At 71.4% G+C, this 13,554-nt stretch carries 13 protein-coding genes; 7 read left to right on the top strand and 6 right to left on the bottom strand.

Annotated elements, in window-relative coordinates; all coding sequences use genetic code 11:
• Positions 1-64 precede the first annotated feature (64 nt).
• The 3 genes from tyrS to ACFC96_RS45690 are packed head-to-tail and all read right to left on the bottom strand — an operon-like array spanning position 65 to position 4,300.
• Positions 65-1,333: a tyrosine--tRNA ligase gene (tyrS, locus tag ACFC96_RS45700; protein WP_376264252.1), complete on the bottom strand. Its 1,269-nt coding sequence runs from the start codon at positions 1,331-1,333 to the stop codon at positions 65-67.
• Between the two features lie 52 nt (positions 1,334-1,385).
• Complete coding sequence (locus ACFC96_RS45695) at positions 1,386-2,780, bottom strand: metallopeptidase TldD-related protein (protein WP_376618631.1); 1,395 nt, start codon at positions 2,778-2,780, stop codon at positions 1,386-1,388.
• Complete coding sequence (locus ACFC96_RS45690) at positions 2,777-4,300, bottom strand: TldD/PmbA family protein (RefSeq protein ID WP_376618629.1); 1,524 nt, start codon at positions 4,298-4,300, stop codon at positions 2,777-2,779. Before ACFC96_RS45690 ends, ACFC96_RS45695 begins: the two co-directional genes overlap by 4 nt.
• A 220-nt stretch (positions 4,301-4,520) precedes the next feature.
• Between ACFC96_RS45690 and fabG the strand changes: the two genes are divergently transcribed.
• The 3 genes from fabG to ACFC96_RS45675 all read left to right on the top strand — a co-directional run bounded on the left by fabG (position 4,521) and on the right by ACFC96_RS45675 (position 6,541).
• A complete protein-coding gene (gene fabG, locus ACFC96_RS45685; protein WP_116502852.1) occupies positions 4,521-5,237 on the top strand; it encodes a 3-oxoacyl-[acyl-carrier-protein] reductase in 717 nt (238 codons plus the stop codon).
• 5 nt (positions 5,238-5,242) lie between these two features.
• Positions 5,243-6,010: an enoyl-ACP reductase FabI gene (gene fabI / locus ACFC96_RS45680; RefSeq protein WP_376618627.1), complete on the top strand. Its 768-nt coding sequence runs from the start codon at positions 5,243-5,245 to the stop codon at positions 6,008-6,010.
• Positions 6,011-6,163: 153 nt separating this feature from the next.
• Positions 6,164-6,541: a hypothetical protein gene (locus ACFC96_RS45675; RefSeq protein WP_376264262.1), complete on the top strand. Its 378-nt coding sequence runs from the start codon at positions 6,164-6,166 to the stop codon at positions 6,539-6,541.
• Positions 6,542-6,568: 27 nt separating this feature from the next.
• Here the strand turns inward: ACFC96_RS45675 and ACFC96_RS45670 are convergent, their stop codons facing one another.
• The gene (locus tag ACFC96_RS45670; protein WP_266565828.1) at positions 6,569-7,252 is read right to left on the bottom strand and encodes a FadR/GntR family transcriptional regulator; all 684 of its coding nucleotides are present in this window, start codon (positions 7,250-7,252) and stop codon (positions 6,569-6,571) included.
• A 127-nt stretch (positions 7,253-7,379) separates the two neighbouring features.
• Between ACFC96_RS45670 and ACFC96_RS45665 the strand changes: the two genes are divergently transcribed.
• The 4 genes from ACFC96_RS45665 (at position 7,380) to ACFC96_RS45650 (ending at position 9,932) form a co-directional block, all read left to right on the top strand.
• Complete coding sequence (locus ACFC96_RS45665; protein WP_376264267.1) at positions 7,380-8,663, top strand: CynX/NimT family MFS transporter; 1,284 nt, start codon at positions 7,380-7,382, stop codon at positions 8,661-8,663.
• A 60-nt stretch (positions 8,664-8,723) separates the two neighbouring features.
• On the top strand, positions 8,724-8,843 hold the full coding sequence (locus ACFC96_RS45660) for an SGM_5486 family transporter-associated protein (protein ID WP_264484672.1): 120 nt from the start codon (positions 8,724-8,726) through the stop codon (positions 8,841-8,843).
• A gap of 268 nt (positions 8,844-9,111) precedes the next feature.
• Positions 9,112-9,327: a hypothetical protein gene (locus ACFC96_RS45655; protein WP_376264319.1), complete on the top strand. Its 216-nt coding sequence runs from the start codon at positions 9,112-9,114 to the stop codon at positions 9,325-9,327.
• A gap of 86 nt (positions 9,328-9,413) precedes the next feature.
• Positions 9,414-9,932: a histidine phosphatase family protein gene (locus ACFC96_RS45650; RefSeq protein ID WP_376264270.1), complete on the top strand. Its 519-nt coding sequence runs from the start codon at positions 9,414-9,416 to the stop codon at positions 9,930-9,932.
• A gap of 98 nt (positions 9,933-10,030) precedes the next feature.
• Here the strand turns inward: ACFC96_RS45650 and serB are convergent, their stop codons facing one another.
• Together serB and ACFC96_RS45640 are read right to left on the bottom strand one after the other, a co-directional pair.
• Positions 10,031-11,269 carry a phosphoserine phosphatase SerB gene (gene serB, locus ACFC96_RS45645; RefSeq protein ID WP_266565834.1) on the bottom strand — a complete coding sequence of 413 codons (1,239 nt, stop codon included), beginning with the start codon at positions 11,267-11,269 and terminating at the stop codon, positions 10,031-10,033.
• Between the two features lie 114 nt (positions 11,270-11,383).
• The gene (locus ACFC96_RS45640) at positions 11,384-13,345 is read right to left on the bottom strand and encodes a streptophobe family protein (protein ID WP_376618626.1); all 1,962 of its coding nucleotides are present in this window, start codon (positions 13,343-13,345) and stop codon (positions 11,384-11,386) included.
• Between the last annotated feature and the right edge of the window lie 209 nt (positions 13,346-13,554).

The raw sequence follows: 13,554 nt of genomic DNA, 5'->3' as shown, positions 1-13,554 counted from the left end.
GCCACACACCAGGTGTGTGGCCCGCCCTTCCGGCTGTCTCAGAGCGTGTTCACAAGCTGTCCGCTCAGGCGCCGGCGACCTCGATGGCCGCCAGGTTCTTCTTGCCGCGGCGCAGCACGAGCCAGCGCCCGTGCAGCAGCTCGTCCGCGGCCGGCACCGCGTCCTCGGCGGCGACCTTCACGTTGTTCACGTACGCGCCGCCCTCCTTCACCGTGCGCCGGGCGGCGGACTTGCTCGCCACGAGACCGACCTCGGCGAGCAGGTCCACGACCGGGCCGAGCGTGTCGACCTTCGCGTGCGGCAGCTCGGACAGGGCGGCCGCGAGGGTCGCCTCGTCCAGCTCACCCAGGTCGCCCTGCCCGAACAGCGCCTTGGACGCGGCGATGACGGCGGCGCACTGGTCGGCCCCGTGCACCAGCGTCGTCAGCTCCTCGGCCAGGGACCGCTGGGCGGCCCGCGCCTGCGGCCGCTCCTCGGTCTGCCGCTCCAGATCCTCGATCTCCTCACGGGACCTGAAGCTGAAGATCCGCAGGAACTTGGACACATCGCGGTCGTCGGCGTTCAGCCAGAACTGGTAGAAGGCGTACGGGGTGGTCAGCTCGGGGTCGAGCCAGACCGTGCCGGACTCCGTCTTGCCGAACTTGGTGCCGTCCGCCTTGGTGATCAACGGGGTGGCCAGCGCGTGCACCGACGCCTCCGGCTCGACCCGGTGGATCAGGTCGGTGCCCGCGGTGAGGTTTCCCCACTGGTCGCTGCCGCCGGTCTGCAGCGTGCAGCCGTACCGACGGTTCAGCTCCATGAAGTCCATGCCCTGGAGGATCTGGTAGCTGAACTCGGTGTAGCTGATGCCCGCGTCGGAGTTGAGCCGTCGCGAGACGGCCTCCTTGGCGATCATCTTGTTGACCCGGAAGTACTTGCCGATGTCCCGCAGGAAGTCGATCGCCGACAGACCCGACGTCCAGTCCAGGTTGTTGACCATGCGGGCGGCGTACGGGCCCTCGAAGTCGAGGAACCGCTCGATCTGCCCGCGCAGCCGCTCGACCCACAGTGCCACCGTCTCCGGAGCGTTCAGCGTCCGCTCGGCGTTCGGCTTCGGGTCGCCGATCAGGCCGGTGGCCCCGCCGACCAGGCCCAGCGGGAGGTTCCCCGCGAGCTGGATGCGGCGCATGGTCAGGATCTGGACCAGGTTGCCGAGGTGGAGACTCGGCGCGGTCGGGTCGAACCCGCAATAGAACGTGAGGGGACCGTCCGCGAACGCCTTGCGCAATGCGTCCTCGTCAGTGGACAGGGCCAGCAGGCCGCGCCACTGAAGTTCGTCGACGATGTCCGTCACGGTTCTCGTATCTCCTCGGATGACTTGGATGCTGCCCGACCAGGTTACGGGGTCATACGCCCTGGCTGACCGAGCTCATGTTGAAGTCCGGCACCCGCAGGGCCGGCATCGCAGCCCTAGTGAACCAGTCGCTCCACTCCCTGGGCAGCGTCTTTTCCGTCCGCCCGGCCTCCACCGCGCGCCCCAGCAGGTCGACGGGCGACTCGTTGAACCGGAAGTTGTTCACCTCGCCCACCACCTCGCCGTCCTCCACGAGGTACACCCCGTCCCGGGTCAGACCGGTCAGCAGCAGCGTCGCCGGATCGACCTCGCGGATGTACCAGAGGCAGGTCAGGAGCAGCCCGCGCCCGGTGGCCGCGACCATCTCGTCCAGGGAACGGTCCTCGCCCCCGTCCAGGATCAGGTTGTCGATCGCCGGCGCCACCGGGAGACCGGTGAGGCCCGCGCTGTGCCGGGTCGTCGTCAGACGGTCCAGCTCGCCCTCGCGGACCCAGTCCGTCGCCGTCAGCGGCAGCCCGTTGTCGAACACGGAGGCGCTGTCGCCCGAGGCGTGCGCGAGGACGAACGGCGCCGACTCCAGGCCCGGCTCGTTCGGGTCGCTGCGCAGCGTCAGCGGGAGCTCGGTCAGCCGCTCGCCGACGCGCGTGCCGCCGCCCGGCCTGCTGAAGACGGTCCGGCCCTCGGCGGCGTCCCGGGCCGCGGACGACCACAGCTGGTAGATCAGCAGGTCGGCGACCGCGGTCGGCGGCAGGAGCGTCTCGTAACGGCCCGCGGGCAGCTCGACGCGGCGGCGCGCCCAGTCGAGGCGCTGCGCCAGCTCGGCGTCGAGCGCGCCCGGGTCGACGTCCTTGAAATCGCGCGTCGAGCGCCCCGCCCAGGCCGAGCGCGTCCGGTCCGGGGACTTCGCGTTCACCTCCAGCGTCCCGTTCGGCTGGTCGTGCCGCAGGCGCAGGCCCGTCGACGTACCGAGATAGCTGGAGACGAGCTCGTGGTTGGCGAAGCCGTACAGCTCACGGCCTCCCGCGTGGGCCCGGGCGAACGACTCGCCCAGGGCCGGGGCGAAGTCCGCGAAGACGGCCGAGGAGGTCTCGGCGGGCGCGTCCGTGAAGTCGGGGGAGTGGGGTACTCCGAAGACCAGCGGACCGGCGTCCTCGGCGGGCGCCGCGCCCCGGGCGGCGGCCTCCGCGGCCCGCACCAGCGGTTCGAGGTCGTCCGTGGTCACGGCCGAGCGGGAGACGACCCCGGAAGCCGTGCCCTCCTTGCCGTCGACGGTCGCGATGACCGTGAGGGTGCGCCCGCGCGTGACCCCGTTCGTGGTGAGCGCGTTGCCCGCCCAGCGCAGATTGGCGGTGGACTGCTCGTCGGCGATGACCACGCAGCCGTCGGCCGAGGACAGTTCGAGGGCACGCTCGACGATCTCGTGCGGCTTGTTCGTACGAGGGCTCATCGACCGGCCTCCTGCGTGGTGTTCAGAATGTTCACGCCCTTGAAGAGGGCGGAGGGGCAGCCGTGCGACACCGCAGCGACCTGCCCCGGCTGGGCCTTTCCGCAGTTGAACGCGCCGCCCAGTACGTATGTCTGCGGGCCGCCGACCGCCGTCATCGAACCCCAGAAGTCGGTGGTCGTGGCCTGGTAGGCGACATCGCGCAGCTGCCCGGCGAGCCGGCCGTTCTCGATGCGGTAGAAGCGCTGCCCCGTGAACTGGAAGTTGTAGCGCTGCATGTCGATCGACCAGGAGCGGTCGCCGACGACGTAGATCCCGCGGTCGACGCCCCCGATCAGGTCCTCGGTCGACAGGCCGCCCGGGTCCGGCTGGAGCGACACGTTCGCCATGCGCTGCACGGGCACATGGCCGGGGGAATCCGCGTACGCGCAGCCGTTCGACCGGTCGAAGCCCGTCAGCTTCGCGATGCGGCGGTCCAGCTGGTAGCCGACGAGCGTCCCGTCCTTGACCAGGTCCCAGGACTGCCCGGCCACGCCCTCGTCGTCGTACCCGATGGTGGCGAGGCCGTGCTCGGCGGTGCGGTCACCCGTCACGTTCATGATCTCGGAGCCGTACCTGAGCTTGCCGAGCTGGTCGAACGTGGCGAAGGACGTGCCCGCGTACGCCGCCTCGTAGCCGAGCGCCCGGTCCAGCTCGGTCGCGTGGCCGATGGACTCGTGGATGGTCAGCCACAGGTTGGACGGGTCGACCACGAGGTCGTACAGGCCGGCCTCGACGCTGGGCGCCCGCATCTTCTCGGCGAGCAGCTCCGGGATCTCGGCCAGCTCGCGGTCCCAGTCCCAGCCGGTCCCGGTGAGGTACTCCCAGCCCCGGCCCACCGGTGGCGCGAGCGTCCGCATGGAATCGAACTCGCCGCTCGAACCGTCCACGGCGACCGCCGTCAGCTGCGGATGCAGCCGCACCCGCTGCTGCGTCGTCACCGTCCCCGCCGTGTCGGCGTAGAACTTGTTCTCGTGCACGGTGAGCAGCGAGGCGTCCACATGGTCGACGCCGTTCGCACCGAGCAGCCGCGCACTGAAGTCGGCGAGCAGCCCGGCCTTGTCCTCGTCCGGCACGGAGAACGGATCGATCTCGTACGAGGACACCCACGTCCTGTCCGCGTGCACCGGCTCTGCGGCCAGCTCGACTCTCTCGTCCGACCCCGCCGCCTTGATGACCTGCGCCGACAGCTTCGCCATCGCCACCGCCTGCGACGCCACCTTCGCGGCCGAGTCCATCGTCAGATCCACGCCCGACGCGAAGCCCCAGGTGCCGCCGTGCACGACGCGCACCGCGTACCCGAGGTCCGTCGTGTCCGACGAGCCCGCGGGCCGCGCGTCCCGCAGGCGCCGCTCCGCGCTGCGCACCCGCTCCAGACGGAAGTCCGCGTGGTCGGCGCCGAGAGCCCGCGCGCGGGCCAGCGCGGCATCGGCGAGGGCCCGCAGCGGCAGCGCCGTGAAGGCTTCATCGATCGAATGGGGCACGGATGTTCTCCCTGTCGTCGGAGGCGCTGTCGCCGGCCGCTCCCGGGTACGAGCACCGGTCAGCCTCGATCATGTCGCGTCGGCGGGCCCCGCGGCCACACTTTTCTGTAGGGACCCGACAGCGACTGTCCGGCGCCACTGTCGGTGGTCGATTCTCCGTATCCCGGCCGGTACCGATAGGTTTTCGACGTACCAGACCCGCTATCGAAAGGGTGATCCGTTGAGCCGCTCGGTTCTCGTCACCGGAGGAAACCGGGGCATCGGCCTCGCCATCGCCCGTGCGTTCGCCGACGCCGGCGACAAGGTCGCGATCACATACCGCTCGGGCGACGCGGCCGAGCTGGAGAAGGCCGGCTTCCTCGCCGTCAAGTGCGACATCACCGACAGCGAGCAGGTGGAGCAGGCCTACAAGGAGATCGAGGAGAAGCACGGTCCCGTCGAGGTCCTCGTGGCCAACGCCGGCGTCACCAAGGACCAGCTCCTCATGCGCATGTCCGAGGACGACTTCACGTCGGTCCTCGACACCAACCTCACCGGCACCTTCCGGGTCGTGAAGCGCGCCAACCGCGGCATGCTGCGCGCCAAGAAGGGCCGCGTCGTACTCATCTCCTCCGTGGTCGGCCTGCTCGGCTCCGCGGGACAGGCGAACTACGCCGCGTCGAAGGCGGGTCTGGTCGGTTTCGCGCGCTCCCTCGCCCGTGAGCTCGGGTCGCGCAACCTCACTTTCAACGTCGTCGCGCCCGGTTTCGTCGACACCGACATGACCAAGGCGCTCACCGACGAGCAGCGCGAGGGCATCGTGAAGCAGGTGCCCCTCGGCCGCTACGCGCAGCCCGAGGAGATCGCCGCGACGGTGCGGTTCCTCGCCTCGGACGACGCCTCGTACATCACTGGAGCCGTCATTCCCGTCGACGGCGGATTGGGCATGGGTCACTGATCACCATGAGCGGAATTCTCGAGGGCAAGCGCGTCCTGATCACCGGCGTGCTGATGGAGTCCTCCATCGCCTTCCACACCGCGAGGCTGGCCCAGGAGCAGGGTGCGGAGATCATCCTCACCGCGTTCCCGCGGCCCACGCTGACCGAGCGCATCGCCAAGAAGCTGCCGAAGCCCACCAAGGTCATCGAGCTCGACGTCACCAACGACGAGCACCTCGGCCGCCTCGCCGAGGTCGTCGGCGAGGAGCTCGGCGGCCTCGACGGCGTCGTGCACTCCATCGGCTTCGCGCCGCAGGACGCCCTCGGCGGCAACTTCCTCAACACCCCGTTCGAGTCGGTCGCCACGGCCATGCACGTCTCCGCCTTCTCCCTGAAGTCGCTGACCATGGCCTGCCTGCCGCTGATGCAGAACGGCGGCTCGGTCGTCGGCCTCACCTTCGACGCCCAGTACGCCTGGCCGCAGTACGACTGGATGGGCCCGGCCAAGGCCGCCCTCGAGGCCACCAACCGGTACCTCGCGCGTGACCTCGGCAAGCAGAACGTCCGCTCGAACCTCATCTCGGCCGGCCCGATCGGCTCCATGGCCGCCAAGTCCATCCCGGGCTTCGGCGAGCTGGCCGCCGTCTGGGACGACCGCGCTCCGCTGGAGTGGGACCTCAAGGACCCGGAGCCGGCCGGCAAGGGCGTCGTCGCGCTGCTGAGCGACTGGTTCCCGAAGACCACCGGCGAGATCATCCACGTCGACGGCGGTCTGCACGCGATCGGCGCCTGATCGTTCGTACGTGGCCGACGCCCCGCTCCCCGCACCGCGCGGAGGGCGGGGCGTCACCCGTTCGGCCTACTGGCCGGGCGGGCGCGAGGGGTGGGCCCGCAGGCTGGGAAGGCGTTCGTTCCCCCTCTCCCGTACGGCCGAGGAGGTCCCCTTGTGCGCCTCTTTCAGCGCAGTGCCCCGGTACTCGCCGCTCTCGTACTCCTCTTCGCGGTGCCGTACGACGCCGCTTCCCACTCCACCCGGACCGTGCCCCACGCGCGCGTGGCCGACAGCGGGGACGATCGCAGGACCGAGCCCTTCGGAGCGGACTGCCGGGTGACCGTCTCGGGTTCGGACGTGACGGCGTACTGCCACAACCCGTATCCGGCGACCGACGCGGTCAGCCTCCACGTCGAGTGCGACCGCTGGTGGGACATCGACAGCGACGGGGGGCAGGTTCCGGCCGAGGCCGCCGAGACCGTGCGGCTCACCGGCCGGTGCTGGAAAGAGGTCCGCTCGGCCTGGATCGGCCACGCCAGGGTCGAGGGCTGAGCGCCGGGCCCGGGCCCGGGTGCCGGCCTACTGAGTTGCGGACGGGATCGGCAGGCACAGGAACGGATAGCGCGCCGCCTCGGCGGCGGCCGCCTCCGCGTCACCGACCCGGATCGCGTCGAGCAGACCCGTGTGGTCCATGTGGTTCTCGGGCGTCAGCTCCTCGCCCACGTCCACGCGCAGGACGTCCCGCAGGACCTCACCGAGATCCGCGTACATCGCCGTCATGACGTCGTTGTGCGACGCGGCCACGACCGCCAGGTGGAAGGTCGCGTCGGCCGCCACGAACGCCTCCGCGTCGCCCGACGCCCAGGCGTCCTCGCGGCGCACCATCAGCGCGTCGAGCTGCTTGAGGTCGCGCTCGGTACGCCGCTGCGCGGCGAGGCTCGCGGCGCTGGACTCCAGGGTCGAGCGCAGCTCGGCGATGTGCCGGGGGTCGGCGTCGGCGAACCTGCGCTGCATCACGCCCGCCAGCTCGCTGGTCGCGACGACGTAGGTGCCCGACCCCTGACGGATGTCCAGCAGGCCGTTGTGGGCGAGCGCGCGCACGGCCTCGCGCACGGTGTTGCGCGCGACGCCGAGCTGCTCGACCAGCTCGGGCTCGGTCGGGATGCGGGAGCCCACCGGCCACTCGCCCGACGAGATCTGGGCGCGCAGCTCGGCGATGACCTGTTCGGAGAGAGCCGAGCGCCTGGGGGAGGTCAGCGGCATGACGGTCCTTGGTGCGATGTCCGGGACGAACCGGGGCGGGCAGAAACGGGCGCGGGCGGGGGGACCGCGCAGAGTGTGACGCAATCCGATTGGACACCCAATCATCCCATGATTCTAAGATGGGGCCATGGCCAGTGAGGAAATCCCGACGATGACACAGACCCCGATACGGACCGAGAGCGCACCCGAAGCGAAAACAGCTCCCACGCGCGCGTGGGCCGTGCGCCTGATGATCGTGGGCATCGTCCTAGCGGCTCTGAACCTGCGCCCCGCCATCACCAGCCTCGGTGCCCTCCTCGAAGAGGTGCGCGACGGGCTCGGCATGAGCGGCAGCGTCGCCGGGCTCCTCACCTCCGTACCCCCGCTCTGTTTCGCGATCTTCGGAGTGATGGCGCCCCGGCTCGCCCGCCGCTTCGGCCCCGGCGCCGTGGTGTGCGCCGGTATGGCCGCGATCGCCGCAGGTCTGGTGATCCGCCCGTTCACCGGCAACACCGTCGGCTTCCTCGTCGCCAGCGGCCTCGCCCTCATGGGCATCGCGGTCAGCAACGTCCTCATGCCGGTGATCGTCAAGCGCTGGTTCCCCGACCGCGTGGGCTCCATGACCGGCCTCTACTCGATGGCCCTCGCGCTCGGCACCTCCCTCGCGGCGGCCGTGACGGTCCCCATGACGGACGCGCTCGGCGGCAACTGGAAGACCGGACTCGCCGTCTGGGCCGCTCTCGCCGTCGCCGCCGTCGTCCCGTGGGTCCCGCTCGTACGCGAACGGGGAGCCGAGGGCGGCACCACCGCCGGCACCCCGCACCAGGACGACGGCCTGCGCATCACCCGCAGCCGCACCGCCTGGGCGCTCGCCGTCTTCTTCGGCCTCCAGGCCACCGCCGCCTACATCACCATGGGCTGGATGGCGCAGATCTTCCGCGACGCCGGAGTCTCCGCGGGCACCGCGGGCGTGCTGCTCGCCGTCACCATGGCGATGGGCGTACCGCTGGCCTTCGTCATCCCGCGCCTCGCCACCCGCCTGTCCAACCAGGGCCCCATCGTGATCGCCCTCGGCGTGTGCGGACTCGCCGGTTACGCGGGCCTCTACCTCGCCCCGTCCGGTGGCGCCTGGGCGTGGGCCATCCTCCTCGGCATCTCCAACTGCGCCTTCCCGCTCGCCCTGACGATGGTCGGCATGCGGGCGCGGACCGGCACGGGCGTCGCCAAGCTCTCCGCCTTCGCCCAGAGCACCGGCTACCTGATCTCCATCCCGGGGCCCCTGCTCGTCGGCGTGCTCTACCAGCACAGCGGCGGCTGGGGCGTCCCGATCGCGCTCATGGCGGCCCTGATGGTGCCGCAGATCGTGGTGGGCGTCATCGCTGGACGCAACCGCACGGTCGAGGACGAGGCCGCTCCGGCCCCCGCGGTCTGACCCCCGCCCGCTGCCCACCCCGGCTCCGGGAGCCGGGGCAAAGGGTGCGAGACTGACCGCATGTCGCCTGTGCTCGACCCGAACCCCCAGAACGGCCAGAAGAAGCTCCTCATCGTGCTCGGCTCGATGCTGGCCATCACCGTGATCATCGCGGTCATCGCCTCGATCGCCTCACCGTGACCATCGACGCCATCCACGTATTCGACGCCATCGACGGCATCCACGTCTTCGGTGCCGTAGACGCCGTCGCGGCCCCGTGAGAGCGGACCCCGGCCCGTTCGCGGCCGGGGTTGGTGGGGCTGGCCCCCCTAACCCCTAGGGGGTCAGTGTCAGGGTCAACTGGGTGGATCACCGGATGGGTTGAGGGCCCGGCCTTCCGTAGATTCGAGATGTGACCGCGAGCACCGCGGACCACGGCACCGAGCATCTCGATGACCCCGGAGGCGTCATGTCGGCCCCTACGCACACCCGGCCCCACCCGGCCCCAGCGGGCGGCGTCGACGTCAGGCTCCCGTGGTGGGCGATCACCCTGCCCGCGATCATCTTCGCCGTACTCCTGCTCCTGATACTCAACCCGGCCGACGCCCACGCCGCGGCCGGCGACCCGGCAGTCGGCCGGCTCCTCGACCGTATCCAGCAGGCGGTGCTGCACACGACCCCGTGAGCGCCCCCGCACGACGCGTCACCCGTGCCGGTCGAGCGCTTCAACTCCCTGCGCCCCGTGGCCGGTTTCATGCGAAGCTGGGACCCATGAGCGTCGCAGAACCCCGCAGGATTGTCCTTTTCCGGCATGCGAAGGCGGACTGGCCCCAGGTCTCCGACCATGAAAGGCCGCTCGCGGAGAGGGGCCGAAAGGACGCCCCCGTCGCCGGCCGCAAGCTCGCCGACTCCGGTATCGACCTCGACCTGGCCCTCTGCTCGACGTCCGCGAGGACCCGCGAGACGTGGAAGCTCGCCGTCCACGAGCTGCCCCACCGGCCGAGGACGGTGTACGAGGAGCGGGTCTACGAGGCCTCCCCCGGGGAACTCATCGCCGTGCTGAACGAGACCCCGGACGACGTGCGGAACGCGGTGCTGGTCGGCCACAACCCGGGGATCCAAGGGCTCGCCGACATCCTCTCGGGGCAGGCCGAGGGCGACGCGGGGGAGCGGATGGCCCGGCGCGGCTTCCCGACCTCCGCCTTCGCGGTCCTGTCCTTCACCGGCCCCTGGAAGTCTCTCGAGCCGGGTACCGCCACGCTCCTCGACTACTGGGCACCGTCCGAGTGACCCGTCGACCGACGGCCGGACCCTGATACGCGGGCGGGCCCCGGTACCGCACGGGTACCGGGGCCCGCCGCAGCAGTGATCGTCCGCGTCGACCGGAGTCAGTCGTCGTGGGCGTCCGCGGCCTCGACCTCTTCCCGGGTGATGCCGAGGAGGTAGAGGACGGTGTCGAGGAACGGCACGTTCACCGCGGTGTGCGCGGCCTCGCGGACCACGGGCTTCGCGTTGAAGGCGACACCGAGGCCGGCCGCGTTCAGCATGTCCAGATCGTTGGCGCCGTCTCCGATCGCCACGGTCTGCGCGAGCGGCACCCCGGCCTCCGCGGCGAACCGGCGCAGCAGCCGTGCCTTGCCCGCGCGGTCCACGATCTCGCCGGTGACCCGGCCGGTCAGCTTCCCGTCGACGATCTCCAGGGTGTTGGCCTGGGCGAAGTCGAGCCCGAGCCGGTCCTGCAGATCGTCCGTGACCTGGGTGAACCCGCCCGAGACGACGCCCACTTGATAGCCGAGCCGCTTCAGCGTGCGGATCAGGGTCCGCGCGCCGGGCGTGAGCCGCACCTCGGCGCGGACCTTGTCGACGACCGACGCGTCGAGCCCGGCGAGCAGCGCGACCCGCGCGTGCAGTGACTGCTCGAAGTCCAGCTCGCCCCGCATCGCCGCCGCGGTGACCTCGGCGACCTTGTCCTCGCAGCCGGCGTGCGCCGCGAAGAGCTCGATCACCTCGTCCTGGATGAGCGTCGAGTCGACGTCCATCACGACGAGGCGCTGGGCGCGCCGGTGCAGTCCGGCCGCGACGACGGCGACGTCGACGCCGAGCGCCGCCGACTCCGTCGCGAGTGCGGTGCGCAGGGGCTCGGTCTCGGTGCCGGAGACGGCGAACTCGACGGCGGTCACGGGGTACTTCGCGAGCCGGAAGATACGGTCGATGTTGCCGCCGGTGCCAGTGATCCTGGCGGCGATGGCGGCCGTCGTCTCCGCGGTCAGCGGGTGGCCGAGCACGGTGACGAGCGAGCGGCCGAGACCGCGCGGACGGTTGTCGCCGATGCCCGAGATGATCTCGGCCTGCATCCGCATCGACTCCGCCCAGCTGTGGACGGTGGCCCGCAGGTCGCCCTCGAGACCGGGGGGCGGCTCCGTCACCAGGGCGCACAGGACGATGCGGCCGCGGGTGACGACCTGCTCGATGTCGACGACATCGACGGAGTAGGCGGCGAGGGTGTCGAAGAGCCCGGCGGTGATACCGGGCCGGTCCTTGCCGAATATCTTGACGAGGAGCGTCGGGACGTCGTCCGGAACTGCGACCGGGACATCAGCGGGGTGGCGGGGCTGCGAAGCACTCATGGTGGTCCCACGTTATCCGGCCCGCGTCGCGGCGCGCGGCGGTGGTCCGTGTGGCGGACAGGTGGCGGCGCCCACGCCGACCGGCCGGTTCGCGGGCCGCCGCCCGTACTCGGCTCAGCCGCGCGGGCCCCGGCGGGGTGCCTGCGGCCCCTCCTCGTCCGGCGACGACGACGGCGACGGCGGGTGCGGCAGCGGCGGTGGCGGAGGAGGCGGTGGCGGCACGGGCCATCCGCCCTTGCCGGACCCGTGCCGCCCCCGTGGCCGCGGCGGCACGGGTGGCCTGACCGGCCCCACCATCGTCGGCGCCCCGTACAGATCGTCCGGCAGATCATCCCGCCGCTTGCCAGACCGATCCTGTGGCCGGTCGCTCGACGTGTCCTGCGTCCGATCTTGTGGCCGATTGCTCGACCTGTTCTCCGTCCGATCCTGTGACCCATCGTCCGACGTGTTCCCCGACCGATCCCGCGACCGACTGCTGGGCCCGTTCGCCGGCCGATCGGCCGGGCGTTCGTCCGGCGGCTTCAGATACGGGTTCGTCCCGTCCGGCGTCGCCCGATACGGAGTGCTCGGCCGATACGGTCCCGCCTCCTGGGGCGGGACGGTCCCGACGGACCGGACCACGCCGTTCCCCCGCTCGCCCGGTTCCCACCGCTCCTCCGGTTCCACGCCGCCCCCGCCCAGCGCAGCGGGAACCGCCCGCAGGCCCGCCACCCCCGCCCCGTGAGCCAGCACCGCTCCCACCGCTCCCGCCCCCGCTCCCCAGGCGGCCCCGAGCAGCAGCGCCGTCCCGAGGCGGCCGTGCAGTTCGATCCCGGCCCCGAACGCGTCGAAGCCGAGTACGGACAGCGAGGCGTCCGCGGACACGTCCGTCAGCCGCACGAGCAGCGGCAGGCCGAGCGCCGTGACGGCCCCGAGCCGCAGCGCGCACCTCCCGGCGAAGGCGACGGCGCCCATCGGCCGCGATCCGGGCCCGCCGGTCACCGCAGGCGTCCGTACGGCGGTCAGCACGCCCGCGAGCACCGTCATCAGAACGGTCGCGAAGGCCAACAGCCATATTCTGCCGTCCAGTTCGGCAAGTCGGCCCAGCGTCACCGGCTGGTTCGCGCGCATCCGCAGCAGCTCGTCGACCGGGTGGGGAAGGGCTTGCGCGAGAGCGCCCGTCGCCTTGCCGTCCCACGGGACGAACAGGCCGAGGGGAATACCGAGCCACACTCCGTTGGGTGCCCCGAGCAGCGCGGCGCCCGCGATCCGCCGTGGATGGTCGTCGCCGATCATCGCGTACACCGCCGCAGCGAGCCCCGCGGCAACCGCTACCAGTAACACCGTGACCAGCGACGAAGCGGCGGGACGGACCACCCGGTGCAGCGCGTCGAGGGCGCGCGGCAGCGGCGTCCGGCGCGAGGCGAGCAGCGCGATCAGCAGGACGCCGATCACCCACGCGGCGCCGCCCAGCAGCGAGGACCCGGTCTCGACGGTGAACCCGACGGTCGCCTTCGCGTCCACGAGGCCGCCGATGTGGTCCGGCAGGAGCCCTCCGAGGTCGAGGCCGCCCGGCAGCCTGTCCTTGATGCCGCCGGGCGGATCCCCGTCCGGCATCCGGTCGAGCCCGAGCTTCCCGCCGTCAATCGTGATGAGGTCGTGACCCGCCCGGGCAAGCCCCGCGAGCATCGCCAGGAACAGCGCGGCCACGCTCCCCGCGCGTGCCGCGAGTTCGGTCGGCGTGACCTCAACTCCCGCCCCGCGTAAGGAACGCAGGAAGAACCAGCTGAGCACCAGAGCACCCGTGAGGCCCACGCCGAGCGGCGCGATGTCGATCGCGGTGTGGGCCTGCGCGCCGTCAAGCCCGAAGGCCGAGACGTCTCCCGACGGCGTGACCTTCCCACCCACCCCAAGCGCCACCACCGCGGCCGTCATCGGACCGAGGGAACCCGCGGAATCCGCACCGAGCAGATGGAGGCCGGCCGCGGCGACCGCCGCCATCCCGATGAACGCCCAGCTCACGGAGGCGACCGCGGTGAGCAGTACGTCGCTCCAGCGCACGCCCTCGCGCCCGCTCCCCCGAACAACGGTCTCCATCAGGGCCCCCGATCCGCACAGGGATGTATCGGATGTCCCATTCGCGCATGATCCGTAGGCACTTGTGGGTGCTTACCACTCTCCGGGGCTGTTTCTGCCTCGTCAACGGGGCGGGCGTACAGGCGCGTGGACGGTCTTCACAACGCCCGCCTCAATGCCCGACTTTCGGTCAGGGGGCTCCGCCTGAAATAGTTCCCCACGATGTTCGA

It is taken from the genome of Streptomyces sp. NPDC055955 (assembly GCF_042270245.1).
Classification (GTDB): domain Bacteria; phylum Actinomycetota; class Actinomycetes; order Streptomycetales; family Streptomycetaceae; genus Streptomyces.
The sequence above is the reverse complement of the archived record's forward strand: the minus strand, read 5'-3'. Positions and strand labels throughout refer to the sequence as shown.

What these genes read in the sequence shown, in the direction of transcription:
- ACFC96_RS45640 (WP_376618626.1), bottom strand. Translation starts at nt 13,345, where the DNA reads ATGGAGACCGTTGTTCGGGGGAGCGGGCGCGAGGGCGTGCGCTGGAGC.
- ACFC96_RS45670 (WP_266565828.1), bottom strand. Translation starts at nt 7,252, where the DNA reads ATGCCGCTGACCTCCCCCAGGCGCTCGGCTCTCTCCGAACAGGTCATC.
- serB (WP_266565834.1), bottom strand. Translation starts at nt 11,269, where the DNA reads ATGAGTGCTTCGCAGCCCCGCCACCCCGCTGATGTCCCGGTCGCAGTT.
- fabI (WP_376618627.1), top strand. Translation starts at nt 5,243, where the DNA reads ATGAGCGGAATTCTCGAGGGCAAGCGCGTCCTGATCACCGGCGTGCTG.
- ACFC96_RS45695 (WP_376618631.1), bottom strand. Translation starts at nt 2,780, where the DNA reads ATGAGCCCTCGTACGAACAAGCCGCACGAGATCGTCGAGCGTGCCCTC.
- ACFC96_RS45655 (WP_376264319.1), top strand. Translation starts at nt 9,112, where the DNA reads ATGTCGGCCCCTACGCACACCCGGCCCCACCCGGCCCCAGCGGGCGGC.
- ACFC96_RS45665 (WP_376264267.1), top strand. Translation starts at nt 7,380, where the DNA reads ATGGCCAGTGAGGAAATCCCGACGATGACACAGACCCCGATACGGACC.
- ACFC96_RS45650 (WP_376264270.1), top strand. Translation starts at nt 9,414, where the DNA reads ATGAGCGTCGCAGAACCCCGCAGGATTGTCCTTTTCCGGCATGCGAAG.
- ACFC96_RS45660 (WP_264484672.1), top strand. Translation starts at nt 8,724, where the DNA reads ATGTCGCCTGTGCTCGACCCGAACCCCCAGAACGGCCAGAAGAAGCTC.